This is a genomic window from Rathayibacter sp. Leaf299 (assembly GCF_001423055.1).
In the GTDB taxonomy this organism is placed as follows: domain Bacteria; phylum Actinomycetota; class Actinomycetes; order Actinomycetales; family Microbacteriaceae; genus Rathayibacter; species Rathayibacter caricis.
The window spans coordinates 361,942-377,056 of the sequence record NZ_LMNT01000003.1; the positions used below are offsets into that span (position 1 = coordinate 361,942).

Sequence of the window (15,115 nt, forward strand, 5' to 3'; positions counted from 1 at the left end):
GTACCGAGCGGCTCCGCGCCGCTCGGCCAGCCGTGGTGCGGACGCCGAGGACGGGTCAGGACTCGTCGGGGGCCTCCGCGGCGTCGGTCTCGGCCTGGCCGGATGCGGAGGACTCGGCGTCCTCCTCGGGTGGGGCGATCGCCGCGGGCCCCTCGGTGACGAGCAGGTGGAACTGCGCGGCGTCGATGATGCGGACGCCGAGCTGCTCCGCCTTGCCGAGCTTGCTGCCCGCACCGGGCCCGGCCGCCACGTAGTCGGTCTTCTTCGAGACGCTCGAGCCCGCCTTGCCGCCGGCCTGCATGATCGCCTCCAGAGCGCCCTCGCGGGAGTAGCCCTCGAGGGATCCCGTCGCGACGACGGTGAGCCCGGCGAGCACTCCTCCCGCCGCCTCGGCGGCACCGGGGCCGGGGTGTCCCGGAGTCGAGAAGCGCACCCCCGCGGCCGCCCAGCGATCGACGATCTCGCGGTGCCAGTCGACCTCGAACCAGTCGAGCAGGGCGTCGGCGATGATGCCGCCCACCCCGTCGACGGCCGCGAGTTCGTCGCGGCTGGCCGAGCGGACGGCGTCGAGCGAGCCGAAGTACCCCGCGAGCGCGCGCGCCGCGACGGGACCGACGTGCCGGATGCTCAGCGAGACGAGCAGTCGCCAGAGCTCCTTGGTCTTCGCCTTGTCGATGTTCTCGATCAGGCGAGTGGCGTTGGTGGACGGGACGGACGACTCGTCCCCCGCGAACACGCCCGCGTCGGGATCGAACGGGCCGTCCTTCGCGATCTGGCGCTTGCGCTGGAAGGGCCGGACGACCTTGGGCCGACCCGCGGCGTCGAGCTTCTCGAGACCGGTCTCGGAGTCGCGGACGACGACCTCGATCGGGAACAGATCGGCGAGGGTGAGCTCGAAGAGCCCTGCCTCGGTGCGGAGCGGAGGCTCCGCGGGGACGAGCGGCTGCGTCAGCGCGGCGGCGCTCACCTCGCCGAGCGCCTCGATGTCGAGTGCCCCGCGACCGCCGATGTGCTCGACGCGCCCGCGCACCTGCGCCGGGCACGACTCGGCGTTCGGGCAGCGCAGATCGACGTCGCCCTCCTTCGAGGGAGCGAGGGTCGTGCCGCATTCGGGGCAGGTCGTCGGCATCACGAACTCGCGCTCGCTGCCGTCGCGCAGCTCGACGACCGGGCCGAGCACCTCGGGGATCACGTCGCCGGCCTTCCGCAGCACCACGGTGTCGCCGATCAGCACGCCCTTGACCTTGACCACGTCGGCGTTGTGCAGGGTGGCCTGGCGGACCTCGGATCCGGCGACCTTCACCTTCTGCATCACGGCGAACGGAGTGGCCCGTCCGGTGCGTCCGACGCTCACGACGATGTCGAGGAGCTTCGTGTGCACCTCCTCCGGCGGGTACTTGTAGGCGATGGCCCAGCGCGGCGCGCGGCTGGTGGCACCGAGCTCGTCGTGGAGGGCGAGCTCGTCGACCTTGACGACGACTCCGTCGATCTCGTGCTCGACGGAGTGGCGCTCGCGCCCGTACTGCTCGACGAAGGCGACCACCTCGTCGACGGAGGCGGACACCCGGTTGTGCGCGCTGACCGGCAGCCCCCACGAGGCCAGCAGGCCGTACACGTCCGACTGCGAGGACACCGGCGGATCCTGCCACGCTCCGATGCCGTGCACGTAGAGCGCGAGCGACTGCACCCGGGCCTCCCCGGCGCGCAGATCGAGCCCGGACTTCTTGTCGAGCTGCTGGCGCAGCCCTCCGCTCGCGGCGTTGCGCGGGTTCGCGAAGGTCGGGAACCGGCGCAGCGCGCTGTCGCGGGCCCGCTCCTCCTCGAACGGCTTGCGGGTGGTCTCGGGACGAGCCGCCCACCGGGCGCGCGACTCCTCGACGGCCTCCTCGCGCAGCCGCTCCTGCAGAGCGTTGAGCTCGGCGAAGGCCTTCACCGGGATGAACACCTCGCCGCGCACCTCGACCAGGGCGGGGTGGCCCTCGCCGGAGAGCTGCTCGGGGATGCCGGGCAGCCGCACGGCGTTGACCGTGACGTCCTCCCCCGTCCGCCCGTCGCCGCGGGTGGCGGCGGTGACGAGACGCCCGTTCTCGTAGTGGAGGGAGATCGCGAGACCGTCGATCTTGAGCTCGGTGAGCCAGGCGATCTCGCGGCCGGCCGACGCGACGGTCTTCTCGCACCACTCGCGCAGCTCGTCGGCCGAGAACACGTTGTCGAGCGACAGCATCCGCTCGGCGTGGTCGATCGGATCGAGACCGGCCGCGACGACGCCGCCGACGGTGCGGGTCGGCGAGTCCTCGGCGGCGAGCTCGGGGTGCTCGGCCTCGAGGGCGGCCAGCTCGCGCACCAACGAGTCGTACTCGGCGTCCGAGAGGACGGAGGCGTCGGCCGCGTAGTAGTTCTCGCTCGCGGAGCGGATCCGCTCGCGCAGCTCGTCGACCCGGGCGGCGACGGTCTCGTCGGCGGCCATCAGCGGGCGCCCCCGAGGTAGGCGGCTCCGAGGTCGGCGGCTACGAGATCGGCGGCCACGGTGCGGTCGATCGTGCACTGGCCGAGGACGCGCGTGCCGAGGTAGACGACCGCGGTCTGCCCGGGGGCGACGCCGTCGAGCGGGGAGTCGGGGGTGATCACGAGCTCGACACTGCCATCGACGTCCGACACCACGGCCGAGGCCGGCACGGGATCGGCGTGCGCGCGGATCTGCACGTCGCAGCGGAAGGGCGTCGTCGCGTCCTCGGGCGCCGCTCCGGCCCACGTGAACCGGGAGCCGGCGATGCGCCCGATCCGCAGGGCGTCGCGCGGTCCGACGACGACCTCGTTGGTCTTCGGTCGCACCTCGAGCACGAAGCGGGGGCGGCCGTCCGGCGCCGGCACGCCGAGGTGCAGGCCCCGGCGCTGCCCGACCGTGTAGCCGTGGGCGCCCTCGTGCGCACCGACGACCGCCCCGTCTCGATCGACGATCGTCCCCGGCTCCGGAGCGACCCGCTCGGACAGCCAGCCGCGGGTGTCCCCGTCGGGGATGAAGCAGATGTCGTAGCTGTCGGGCTTGTTCGCGACGCTCAGGCCGCGCTCGGCGGCCTCGGCCCGCACCACGGCCTTCGACGGCGTGGTCCCGAGCGGGAACATCGAATGCGCCAGCTGATCGGTGGTCAGGACGCCGAGGACGTAGGACTGGTCCTTCGCCTCGTCGCTCGCCCGGTGCAGCTCGCGCCCGCCGTCGGGCAGGGTGACGAGGGAGGCGTAGTGGCCGGTGCAGACCGCGTCGAAGCCGAGGTCGAGCGCCTTCTCGAGCAGTGCGGCGAACTTGATCCGCTCGTTGCAGCGCATGCAGGGGTTCGGGGTGCGGCCCGCGGAGTACTCGGCCACGAAGTCGTCGACGACGTCGAGCTTGAAGCGCTCCGAGAAGTCCCACACGTAGTAGGGGATGCCGAGCACGTTCGCCGCGCGCTGCGCGTCCATCGAGTCCTCGATCGTGCAGCAGCCGCGGCTGCCCGTCCGCAGCGTGCCCGGCATCCGGCTGAGCGCGAGGTGCACGCCGACCACGTCGTGCCCCGCGTCCACCGCCCGGGCCGCGGCCACCGCCGAGTCCACTCCACCACTCATCGCCGCGAGAACCTTCACCGTCCGAGTCTACGAGCGCTCGTGCGGACGGCGCAGTCCCCGCTCAGTCGGTGGGCAGGACGGACCGGTTGGAGAGCCCGGCTCGCGCCGCGCGTGCGTAGGCCCCGGGCAACGCCGCGAGGACCGCGTCCACGTCGGAGTCGGTCGTCGTGCGGCCGAGCGTCAGGCGCAGCACTCCGCGCGCCTCGTCCTCGCTCCGGCCGAGCGCCATCACCACGTGCGAGGGCTCGGGGATGCCCGCCGTGCACGCCGACCCGGTGGAGACCGAGATCCCCGCCAGATCGAGCAGCAGCAGGAGGGAGTCGCCCTGCGCGCCGGGGAACGCGAAGTGAGCGTTGTTCGCGACGCGGCGGTCGGAGTCGACGGCGGGGCCGGTCAGCGTCGCTCCGGGGACCGCCTCGAGCACGCCGGCGACGAGCCGATCGCGCAGGGCGGCGAGACGGACGGACTCCGCCGAGAGCTCGGCGGTCGCCTCCGCGGCGGCCGCGGCGAACGCGGCGGCGCCCGCGACGTCCTGCGTCCCGGACCGGACGCCGCGCTGCTGGCCGCCGCCGTGCAGCACCGGGACGACCCGGGCGTCCCGTGCGAGGACGAGCGCGCCGGTCGCGATCGGCCCGCCCACCTTGTGGCCGGAGACGCTCACGGCTGCGAGTCCCGCTCCCCCGCCCGAGCCGGAGGTGCGGCGCACCGCCGCGATCTCGAGCGGGACGTGGCCGAACGCGGCGACGGCGTCGAGGTGCAGCGGCACGCCCGCCTCGGCGCAGACGGTCGCGAGCTCGACGACCGACGCGATGGTGCCGATCTCGTTGTTGACCCACAGCGCCGACACCAGCGCCACGGAGGCAGGATCGCGGGCGATCGCCGCGGCGAGCACCTCGGGGCGCAGCACGCCCTCGGAGTCGAGCTCGAGCCACTCGACCGCGGCGTCCTCGTGCTGTGCGAGCCACTCGACGCTGTCGATCGTCGCGTGGTGCTCTCCCCCGGGGACCAGGATCCGCCGCCGGGCCGGATCCTCGGCACGGCGCTGCCAGTAGAGGCCCTTGAGCGCGAGGTTGATCGCCTCCGTGCCGCCCGCGGTCAGGATCACCTCGACGGGCTCGCAGCCCAGCGACTCGGCGAGGATCTGGCGCGCGTCCTCGAGGCGGCGGCGCGCCTCCTGCCCGGCGCCGTGCACCGAGGAGGGGTTGCCCGGGCTCTGCGAGGCCTCGACGAAGGCGGCGAGCGCCGAGGCGCGCATCGGAGTCGTGGCCGCGTGGTCGAGGTAGATCACCGCTGTCCCCCGTCCGCGTGCGGGCGCGGAGGAGGTCTCCGGCCCTTCACTACTGTAAGTCGCATGATCTCTCGCGACCCTCTGTCCCGGCTCGGTGTGACCGTGGACGGGGAGGGCGGCGAGCTGCGGGTCTGGTCGGCGAATGCGAGCGCCATCGACCTCCTGCTGTACGACGAGAAGGACCCGGCCTGGGTCGCGCGCACGGTGCCGCTGGTCCGGGGCGAGGGCGACGTGTGGTCGGCGCGGTCGGCGCTGCTGACCCCCGGCCGCCGGTACGCGATCCGCGTCGACGGTCCGGACGGACCGCGCCACCGGTTCGATCCGCGGACGGCACTGCTCGAGCCCTACTCGAAGGGCCTGCTGCGGGTCGCCGAGAACGAGTGGCGCTCGGTCGTCGTCGACGACTCCTTCGACTGGGGCGGGTCGGCGAAGCCGGGCACGCTGTGGGACCGCACCGTCGTCTACGAGGCGCACGTGAAGGGCCTCACCAAGCTCAACACGGCGCTGCCCGTCGAGCTGCGGGGCACTTACGCGGGGCTCGCGCACGAGTCGACCGTCGCGTCGCTCCTGGACCTCGGGGTGACCGCCGTCGAGCTGCTGCCCGTGCACGCCTTCGTGTCGGAGCAGCGGCTGCTGCGCCAGGGGCTGACCAACTACTGGGGCTACAACACCCTCAACTTCTTCAGCCCGCACGCCGCCTACGCCTCCCCCGCGGCTCAGCGCGGCGGGCCGACCGCCGTGCTGCGGGAGTTCAAGGGCATGGTGAAGCTCCTGCACGAGGCCGGTCTCGAGGTGATCCTCGACGTCGTCTACAACCACACCGCCGAGGAGGGGCCGAACGGCCCGCGCTCGAGCCTGCGCGGCATCGACGACGCGAGCTGGTACCGCCAGACCGACGAGGGCCACTACGTCGACGTCACCGGCTGCGGCAACACGATCGACTTCGGACGTCCCGTCGCGCAGCGGATGGTGCTCGACTCCCTCCGGTACTGGTCGTCCGAGGTCGGCATCGACGGCTTCCGGCTCGACCTGGCCGCGACGCTCGGGCGCGACGAGAACGCCCACTTCCGCTCCGATCACCCGCTGCTCGTCGCCGCCGTCGAGGACCCGGAGCTCGCCGACGTCAAGATGATCGCCGAGCCGTGGGACGTCGGCATGGGCGGCTGGCAGACGGGTCAGTTCCCCACCGGCTGGTCGGAGTGGAACGACCGCTACCGCGACCGGGTCCGCAACTTCTGGCTGTCGGACATCGACTACGCCCGGCGCGCCGGTACGGCCCCCGTCGGCATCGGCGGCTTCGCCACCCGCCTCACCGGGTCCTCCAACACGTTCTCCACCGAGCGCGGCCCGCTCGCCTCCGTCAACTTCGTCACCGCGCACGACGGATTCACGCTCGCCGATCTCGTCTCGTACAACGTCAAGCACAACATCGGCAACGGCGAGTCGAACCGCGACGGGTCGGACAACAACCGCTCCTTCAACCACGGCTTCGAGGGGCCCACCCCGGACGAGGGCGTCACCCTCGCCCGCCGCAAGGCCATGCGCAACCTGCTCGGCACGCTCCTGCTCTCGGCCGGCGTGCCGATGATCACGGCGGGCGATGAGTTCGGGCGCAGCCAGCGCGGCAACAACAACGCCTACTGCCAGGACTCGGACCTCACCTGGCTCCGCTGGGACAGCCGGAGCGAGTGGCAGCTCGAGCTGCGCGAGCACACCCGCGCGCTGATCCGGCTCCGGCGCGAGCATCCGGCGCTGCGCCCCTCCCGCTACGGCCGGGAGGGCGAGGTGACACCGAGCGCGAGCACGATGCACTGGTTCGACGTCCACGGCCGCCGGATGTCCGAGCACGACTGGACCTCGGCCGAGAACCGGACGATGCAGTACCTCGCCACCTCCACCCCCGAGACCGAGGAGCTCGACCGCGTCCTCCTCGTGGTGCACGGGGTCGAGCACGAGACGAGCGTCGTCCTCGCCGCGAGCGAGGGCGTGACGGGCTACACCAGGCTGTGGAGCAGCGACGAGCCCGTGCCGCTCGAGCACGGCGAGTCCTTCGAGGCGGGCCAGATGATCCGCGTCGCGGGCACGTCGATGCAGCTCTTCGCGGCCCACTCGGCAGAGGTGACCCCCTCCGGAGCGGGCGACTGATGGCGAGGAGCGGCCCCGGCACCCCGGCGACCGTCGCCCTGGTCGCGGCGGGCATCCCGTTCACACCGCGCGAGTACCGGCACGATCCGGGGACGAGCGGATACGGCGCCGAGGCGGCCGAGGCGCTCGGAGTCGAGCCGGACCGCGTGTTCAAGACGCTGCTCGCCGACGTCGACGGCGAGCTCGTGGTCGGCATCGTGCCGGTCAGTGGATCGCTCGACCTCAAGGAGCTGGCGGCGGCGGTGGGCGGCAAGAAGGCCGCCATGGCCGATCCGGCGCTCGCCCAGCGGCGCACCGGCTACGTGCTCGGCGGCATCTCGCCCCTCGGGCAGAAGACGCACCACCGCACCGTGCTCGACGAGACCGCCGAGCTGTACGACACCGTCCTCGTCTCGGGCGGCCGGCGCGGCTTCGACATCGAGCTGGCCCCGGCCGACCTGATCGCCGCGACCGGGGCGATCACGGCAGCCATCGGCCGCTGACGGCTCAGCCCGCGGCCGCGACCAGCCCGAGCTCCGCCGCTCGCGCCAGCAGGGGATGCCTCGGCACCACCCGCACCGTGTAGCCGAAGGTGCCGCTGCGATCCAGCTCGACCACTCCGGCGTACGGCGTCCGCCCGACGGCATCGGCGGGGACCACGGCGCCCGCGGACTCGGCGACCTCCAAGTCCTGGCTGCGCACGTCGGTGAGCGAGCCGTCGGGTGCGGTCGTGCCGTAGACGACCTGCACCGTCACGTCCTCGGGCGCGAGCTCGCCGAGCAGTACTCCCGCGCGGACGGCCAGCCGGTCGCCCCGCTGCGGGACGGCGTCGATCCCACCCGACTCGACGGAGGCGACCGCCACCCCCGGCCAGCCGGCCCGCACGCGGCGCTTCCACGCCGACAGCTCCTTCGCCGGCTCGAAGTGGTCGACGGCGACCGCCCGGTGCGCCTCGGCGGCGGGACGGTACAGGGACTCGACGTACTGCTGCACCATCCGCTCGGCCGACAGCTCGGACGAGAGCGTGGCGAGCGTGTGCCGGATCGAGCGGACCCAGCGGCGCGGCACTCCGTCGTGGTCGCGCTCGTAGAACCGGGGCACGACCTCGCTCTCGAGCAGCTCGTAGAGGGCGTCGGCCTCGAGCGTGTCGCGCGCCTCGGGGTCGAGGGCGCGGTCGGAGGACGGGATCGCCCAGCCGTTCTCGCCGTCGAAGTACTCGTTCCACCAGCCGTCGAGGATCGACAGGTTCAGCGAGCCGTTCAGGGCCGCCTTCATCCCGGAGGTGCCGCACGCCTCGAGCGGCCGGAGGGGATTGTTCAGCCAGACGTCGGTGCCCGGGTAGAGCAGCTGGGCCATGGCGATGTCGTAGTCGGGCAGGAACACGATCCGCCGGCGAACGTCCGCCTCCTGGGCGAAGCGGACCAGGCGCTGGATGAGCCGCTTGCCCTCCTCGTCGGCCGGGTGCGACTTCCCCGCGATCACGATCTGGATCGGGTGCTGCGGGTGCGTGAGCAGGGCGCGCAGCCGCTCCGGGTCGTGCAGCATCAGCGTCAGCCGCTTGTAGGTCGGCACCCGCCGCGCGAAGCCGATGGTCAGGACGTCCGGGTCGAGCAGCTCGTCGAGCCAGCCGGGAGTGAGACCGCCGGGGTTCTGCTCGCGCCACGACCGCGCCGCGCGCACCCGGGCGTCGCGCACCAGCTGCTCCCGCAGCGTCCGCCGGGCGGCCCAGAGGTCGTAGTCGCTGAGGGCCCCCGAGGACCAGTCGGCCCGGGTGGTGTCCTCCGTGCCGAGGCGGTCCCGGGCCAGCGCCGTCAGCACCGGATCCGTCCAGGTCGGCGCGTGCACGCCGTTCGTGACCGAGCCGATCGGCACCTCCGCGGTGTCGAATCCCGGCCACAGGCCCGAGAACATGCCGCGGCTCACCTCGCCGTGCAGCTGCGAGACGCCGTTCGAGCGCTGCGCGAGGCGGAGTCCCATCACGGCCATGTTGAAGACGTGCTCGGAGCCGCCGTCGTACGACTCGGCGCCGAGCGCGAGCACGTCCTCGACCTGGACGCCCGGCAGCAGCTCGGTCGAGAAGTACTCCTCGATCAGCCCGCGGTCGAAGCGGTCGATGCCGGCGGGCACGGGGGTGTGCGTCGTGAAGACGGTGGAGGCGCGGACGACCTGCAGGGCCTCGTCGAAGGCGAGCCCCGACCCGATCAGCCCCGAGATGCGCTCGAGCCCCTGGAAGCCCGCGTGCCCCTCGTTGGTGTGGAACACCTCCGGGAGCGGCGTGCCCGACACCTCGGACCAGAGCTCGAGGGCGCGGACTCCGCCGATGCCCAGCAGCAGCTCCTGCAGCAGCCGGTCCTCGCCCCCGCCGCCGTAGAGGCGGTCGGTGACCGAGCGGAGGGAGTCCTCGTTCTCGGGGATGTCGGTGTCGAGCAGGAGGAGGGTCACCCGGCCCACCTCGGCCCGCCACACGCGCGCGTACAGGGCCCGGCCGTCCGGCAGGGCGAGCACGATCCGCGCGGCCGACCCGTCGGCGAGCCGGACGACGCGCAGCGGCAGGCCGTCCGGGTCGAGGGACGGGTACGACTCGATCTGCCAGCCGTCGGCCGAGAGGCCCTGCGAGAAGTAGCCGGACCGGTAGAAGAGACCCACGCCGGTCAGCGGGACGCCCAGGTCGGACGAGGCCTTGAGGTGGTCCCCCGCCAGGATCCCGAGGCCGCCGGAGTACTGAGGAAGGGCGGCGGCGATGCCGAACTCGGGAGAGAAGTAGGCGAGGGAGCGCGGAGCCGACTCCGGCAGCGACTGGTACCAGCGCGGCTCGGTGCGGTAGCGCTCGAGCTCCTCGCGCAGGCGCCACGCGTCCTCGACGAAGCCGCGGTCCTGGGAGAGCTCGGCGAGCCGCTCGGGGCTGACGGTGCCCAGCAGCGCCGTGGGGTCGGCTCCTCCGCGGCGCCACAGCGCGGGATCGACCCGCTCGAACAGGCGGCGGGTGGGCTCGTGCCACGCCCAGCGCAGGTTGCCGGCCAGCTCGCCGAGCGCGGAGAGCTCGGGCGGCAGGACCGAACGGACGGTGAAGCGGCGGATGGCCTTCACGGCACTCCTCGACTCTCTGCGGATCCCGGCGTGCACGGGCGCAGAGCGCCGGGGGTCGCGCGCGCTCGCACACCCTAGCGGACCTCCGCGGCGCGGGAGCGGGCGCGCCCGGGACCGTTTGCACAGGCCCGAGTGCGGGCGCAAGCGGCGTGCTGAAGCACGCCCGGGTCGCTACTGTCGTGACGTGGCTCAGACACCTTTCGGCACGTCCTCACACGGCAAAGACGCACGGCGAGCGGCCCGCGGGCGCCCCGCTCCGACCCCCGAGGCGGTGACGCCCCCCGAACCCGCGCCGGTCGCGGAACCGGCCGCACCGGCGGCGGCACCCGCCCCCGCCGGCAGCGGATACCGCACCCGAGCCGAGCGCCTCCCGATCATCGACCCGCAGCCGCGCCTCGAGGACGACCGCTGGCCGGCGAAGGCCTTCGTCGGAGAGGTGGTGCCGTTCGCGGCGACCGCGTTCCGCGAGGGCCACGACCTCATCGGCGTCGACCTGCTCCTCACCTCGCCCTCGGGCGCCGAGTCAGAGCACCGCATGAGCCTGATCGCGACCGGGACCGACCGCTACGGCCGGCTCGTCCGCCTGGACGCCGAGGGCGACTGGACCTACCGCATCCGCTCCTTCGCCGACGACTGGGCGACCTGGCTGCACACGGCCGAGATCAAGATCCCGGCCGGCCTCGACGTCGACGTCACCTTCGCGGTGGGTGCGGGACTGCTCCGCTCGGCCGCCGGCGACGAGTCGCGCTCGGGAACCGAGCGCACCCTGCTGGCCGACACGGCGGCGAGCGTCGCCGACACCGCGCTCGCTCCGGAGGCGCGCCTCGCGGCCGCCGAGGACGCCGCTGTCCACGGGGCGCTCACGGCGCGCCCGGTGATGAGCCTCTCGAGCCTCTCGGAGCCGCGCGTCGTGCACGTCGAGCGCACCCGCGCGGGCGTCGGCGCCTGGTACGAGTTCTTCCCGCGCTCCGAGGGCGCGGTGCGCAACGAGGACGGCACGGTCACGAGCGGCACCTTCCGCACTGCTGCCGACCGCCTCCCCGCCGTCGCCGCCATGGGCTTCGACGTGCTCTACCTGCCGCCGATCCACCCGATCGGCCGCACGTTCCGCAAGGGACCGAACAACACGCTGAACGCCGGCCCGGCCGACCCGGGCTCGCCGTGGGCGATCGGCGCGGCCGAGGGCGGCCACGACGCGATCCACCCCGACCTCGGCACCGTCGAGGACTTCACCGCGTTCCACGACGCCGTGAAGGAGGCGGGCCTCGAGCTCGCCCTCGACTTCGCGCTGCAGGCCTCGCCGGATCACCCGTGGGTGACGAGCCACCCGGAGTGGTTCACGACCCTCCCGGACGGCACCATCGCCTACGCCGAGAACCCGCCGAAGAAGTACCAGGACATCTACCCGATCAACTTCGACAACGACCCCCAGGGCATCCGCCAGGAGTCGCTGCGGATCCTGCGCTACTGGATCTCGCTCGGAGTCCGGATCTTCCGCGTCGACAACCCGCACACGAAGCCGCTCGACTTCTGGGAGTGGATCATCCACGAGGTCAACGCCGAGCACCCCGACGTCGTCTTCCTCGCCGAGGCGTTCACGCGCCCCGCGATCATGCGGGCGCTGGGCAAGGTGGGCTTCCAGCAGTCGTACTCGTACTTCACCTGGCGCAACACCAAGGAGGAGCTCGAGGAGTTCTTCACGAGCATCTCGCACGAGACGGCCGATTACATGCGGCCGAACCTCTTCGTGAACACGCCGGACATCCTCACCGAGTACCTGCAGTACGGCGGACCGGCGGCCTACAAGGTGCGCGCGGCCCTCGCCGCCACGGCCTCGCCGCTCTGGGGCGTCTACGCCGGCTACGAGCTCGTCGAGAACGTCGCGCGCCCGGGCGCCGAGGAGAACATCGACAACGAGAAGTTCGAGTACAAGACGCGCGACTGGGCGGCGGCGGACGCCTCCGGACGCTCGCTCGCGCCGTACATCACCCGGCTCAACGAGATCCGGAAGACGCACCCCGCACTCGCGCAGCGCCGCAACCTCCAGGTGCACCGCAGCGACGACGAGGCGATCATCGTCTACACGAAGCACCTGCAGAAGGAGTTCACGGGCACCGGCAGCGCCGACACCCTGATCGTCGTGGTCAACACGGATCCTCACTCCGCCCGCGAGACGACCGTGCATCTCGACCTGCCCGCACTGGGTCTGGAGTGGGGCGACTCGTTCCAGGTCGAGGACATGATCACCGGGGCCGTCTGGACCTGGTCGAGCGACAACTACGTGCGGCTGGACTCGTTCGTCGAGCCGGTGCACATCCTGAGCGTGAAGGCGGACGACCGATGAGCGGCACCACCCCCGGCGACGACACCGCCACCCCCGCCGAGCAGGCGGGCCTCGCCCCGCGCGTCGACACCGTCGTGACGACCGGCACGAGCTCGGCGACGACCACCGGCTCCGGGACCGACGAGGCCGCGGCTCCGTCGGGCGGCTCCTCGACCGCCTCCGACCCGGTCGTCGAGGGCTCCTCCGGCATCGAGTTCCCCGTCATCGAGGAGTGGATCCTCCAGCAGCTCGCGACCGGCAGCAACGCGCTCCCCCACCACGTGCTCGGCCAGCACGTGGTCGCTGCGCAGGGCGTCGCGGACCCCGTGACCGTGGTGCGCACCCGGCGACCCCTCGCCGAGAAGGTCGTCGCGGTGCTCTCGACCGGCGCCCGCGTCGAGCTGACCCACCTCCACGACGGCATCTGGCAGGGCTTCCACATCCTCGGCCCGCAGGCGTACACGATCGAGGCCCGCTACGGCGACGGCAGCGAGTGGACGACGGACGACCCGTACCGGTTCTCGAAGACCGTCGGCGACTTCGACCTCTACCTCATCGGCGAGGGCCGCCACGAGCGGCTGTGGGAGGCGCTCGGCGCCCGCCACCGCGAGCACGAGGGTGTCTGGGGCACCTCGTTCTCGGTCTGGGCGCCGCACGCCCAGGCGGTCCGCGTGGTCGGCGACTTCAACCAGTGGAGCGGCGAGGGCCACGCCCTCCGCAATCTCGGCGTCACCGGTGTCTGGGAGCTCTTCGTCCCCGGCCTCGAGCCCGGCGCGCCCTACAAGTTCGATCTGCTCTCGCGCGACGGCCACTGGGTCCGCAAGGCCGACCCGATGGCCCGCTCGACCGAGGTCCCGCCGGCGACCGCCTCGCGCATCGCGGTCTCGCACCACCAGTGGAGCGACGGCGACTGGATGGCGCAGCGCGCGGCGGTCGACCCGCACACGCAGGCGCTCAGCGTCTACGAGATGCACCTCGGCTCCTGGCGTCCCGGACTCGGCTACCGCGATCTGGCGGATCCGCTGATCGAGTACGTGACCGAGCTCGGCTTCACCCACGTCGAGTTCATGCCGCTCGCCGAGCACCCGTTCGGCGGCTCCTGGGGCTACCAGGTCACGGGGTACTACGCGGCGTCCAGCCGCTTCGGCACGGCCGACGACCTGAAGTACCTGATCGACCGGCTCCACCAGGCCGGCATCGGTGTCATCGTCGACTGGGTCCCCGGGCACTTCCCGAAGGACGATTTCGCGCTCGCCCGCTTCGACGGCGAGCCGCTCTACGAGCACCCGGACTGGCGCCGAGGCGAGCAGATGGACTGGGGCACCTACGTCTTCGACTTCGGTCACACGCAGGTGCGCAACTTCCTCGTCGCGAACGCGCTCTACTGGCTCGAGGAGTTCCACGTCGACGGACTCCGCGTCGACGCGGTCGCCTCGATGCTGTACCTCGACTACTCCCGCAAGGAGGGCGAGTGGCTGCCGAACGAGCACGGCGGTCGCGAGCACCTCGAGGCGATCAGCTTCCTGCAGGAGGTGAACGCGACGGCCTACAAGCTCTACCCCGGCATCATGATGATCGCCGAGGAGTCGACCAGCTGGCCGGGCGTCACGCAGCCCACCGTCTCGGGCGGGCTCGGCTTCGGGCTCAAGTGGAACATGGGCTGGATGCACGACTCGCTGAACTACATGGCGAACGATCCGCTGTGGCGCCAGTACCACCTGGGCGAGATCACCTTCTCGTTCGTCTACGCGTTCAGCGAGAACTTCGTCCTGCCGATCAGCCACGACGAGGTCGTGCACGGCAAGGGGTCGCTGATCCAGAAGATGCCCGGCGACCACTGGCAGCAGCGCGCGAACCTGCGGGCGTACCTCGCCTTCATGTGGGCGCACCCGGGCAAGCAGCTGCTCTTCATGGGGCAGGAGTTCGGCCAGTACTCCGAGTGGTCGGAGGAGCGTGGCCTGGACTGGTGGATCCTCGACCAGCCCGCGCACCGCGGTCTCTTCGATCTCGTCGGCCAGCTGAACCGCGTGTACCGCGAGACGCCGTCGCTGTGGGAGCTCGACTTCGATCAGGCGGGCTTCGAGTGGATCGACGGCGGTTCCGCCGCTCCGAACGTCATCTCGTTCCTGCGCAAGGACAAGCAGGGTCGGCCGGTCGCGGTGATCGTGAACTTCTCGGGCTCGCCCGTGCACGGCTACCGGGTCAGCCTGCCCGTCGCCGGCCGCTGGGAGGAGCTCGTCAACACCGACGCCGAGATCTACGGCGGCTCCGGTGTGGGCAACTTCGGCTCCGTCGAGGCCAAGGACGAGCCGTGGTCCGGCCGCCCCGCCTCCGCCGAGGTCGTCCTCCCCCCGCTGGCCGCTCTCTATCTGCGCCCCGCCTCCGACTGACCCTCGGCCCCCTCACCGGCCGACCACCCACAACCGTCCGCAAGACTCCTCCGCGCGCCCGCGGCGGAGTCGTTCGCAGCACGTTCACCGGCGACCAACGCTCGCGTCATGCCCGGAGCGAGCTCTGCGCAGCACGCACGCTCGAGCGAGCCGTGCGCAGCACGCTCAGTCGGAGGAGCCGTGCGCAGCACGCTCAGTCGAAGGAGCCGTGCGCAGCACGCTCAGTACGACGACACCTCTCGACCCGACCGCGCAGCGGAGCTCACCGACAACCTCCCGTGGACTGACCACGCGCCCTCTCGA

At 72.3% G+C, this 15,115-nt stretch carries 8 protein-coding genes; 4 read left to right on the forward strand and 4 right to left on the reverse strand.

All coding sequences use genetic code 11. The features are described 5' to 3' along the window. Nucleotides 1-55: 55 nt before the first annotated feature. From ligA to ASF48_RS13345, 3 genes are read right to left on the reverse strand one after another with little or no spacing between them, the layout of a single operon-like run. The gene (gene ligA / locus ASF48_RS13335; RefSeq protein ID WP_055792508.1) at nucleotides 56-2,467 is read right to left on the reverse strand and encodes an NAD-dependent DNA ligase LigA; all 2,412 of its coding nucleotides are present in this window, start codon (nucleotides 2,465-2,467) and stop codon (nucleotides 56-58) included. Further along, nucleotides 2,467-3,618, reverse strand: coding sequence for a tRNA 2-thiouridine(34) synthase MnmA (gene mnmA / locus ASF48_RS13340; RefSeq protein WP_230671098.1), 1,152 nt, complete (start codon nucleotides 3,616-3,618; stop codon nucleotides 2,467-2,469). Before mnmA ends, ligA begins: the two co-directional genes overlap by 1 nt. A gap of 43 nt (nucleotides 3,619-3,661) precedes the next feature. Then, a complete protein-coding gene (locus ASF48_RS13345) occupies nucleotides 3,662-4,855 on the reverse strand; it encodes a cysteine desulfurase family protein (protein ID WP_055793179.1) in 1,194 nt (397 codons plus the stop codon). 96 nt (nucleotides 4,856-4,951) lie between these two features. On the opposite strand from ASF48_RS13345, the gene glgX reads away from it, so the two are divergent. Continuing rightward, on the forward strand, nucleotides 4,952-7,033 hold the full coding sequence (glgX, locus tag ASF48_RS13350; RefSeq protein ID WP_055792511.1) for a glycogen debranching protein GlgX: 2,082 nt from the start codon (nucleotides 4,952-4,954) through the stop codon (nucleotides 7,031-7,033). Beyond that, nucleotides 7,033-7,515: a Cys-tRNA(Pro) deacylase gene (gene ybaK, locus ASF48_RS13355; protein ID WP_055792513.1), complete on the forward strand. Its 483-nt coding sequence runs from the start codon at nucleotides 7,033-7,035 to the stop codon at nucleotides 7,513-7,515. Before glgX ends, ybaK begins: the two co-directional genes overlap by 1 nt. A 4-nt stretch (nucleotides 7,516-7,519) precedes the next feature. Here ybaK and glgP read toward each other — a convergent pair whose 3' ends face one another. Beyond that, nucleotides 7,520-10,099 (reverse strand): alpha-glucan family phosphorylase, encoded by a 2,580-nt coding sequence (glgP, locus tag ASF48_RS13360; RefSeq protein WP_055792517.1) that lies wholly within the window; start codon nucleotides 10,097-10,099, stop codon nucleotides 7,520-7,522. A 271-nt stretch (nucleotides 10,100-10,370) separates the two neighbouring features. On the opposite strand from glgP, the gene ASF48_RS13365 reads away from it, so the two are divergent. After that, on the forward strand, nucleotides 10,371-12,443 hold the full coding sequence (locus ASF48_RS13365; protein WP_442965578.1) for an alpha-1,4-glucan--maltose-1-phosphate maltosyltransferase: 2,073 nt from the start codon (nucleotides 10,371-10,373) through the stop codon (nucleotides 12,441-12,443). After that, the gene (gene glgB / locus ASF48_RS13370) at nucleotides 12,440-14,812 is read left to right on the forward strand and encodes a 1,4-alpha-glucan branching protein GlgB (RefSeq protein ID WP_082481467.1); all 2,373 of its coding nucleotides are present in this window, start codon (nucleotides 12,440-12,442) and stop codon (nucleotides 14,810-14,812) included. The genes ASF48_RS13365 and glgB overlap by 4 nt, the downstream gene beginning before the upstream one ends. Nucleotides 14,813-15,115: the final 303 nt, after the last annotated feature.

Excerpts from the sequence above, each read along its gene's own strand:
- glgB (WP_082481467.1), top strand. The coding sequence starts at position 12,440 with ATGAGCGGCACCACCCCCGGCGACGACACCGCCACCCCCGCCGAGCAG.
- glgX (WP_055792511.1), top strand. The coding sequence starts at position 4,952 with ATGATCTCTCGCGACCCTCTGTCCCGGCTCGGTGTGACCGTGGACGGG.
- ASF48_RS13345 (WP_055793179.1), bottom strand. The coding sequence starts at position 4,855 with ATGCGCGCCTCGGCGCTCGCCGCCTTCGTCGAGGCCTCGCAGAGCCCG.
- ligA (WP_055792508.1), bottom strand. The coding sequence starts at position 2,467 with ATGGCCGCCGACGAGACCGTCGCCGCCCGGGTCGACGAGCTGCGCGAG.
- ybaK (WP_055792513.1), top strand. The coding sequence starts at position 7,033 with ATGGCGAGGAGCGGCCCCGGCACCCCGGCGACCGTCGCCCTGGTCGCG.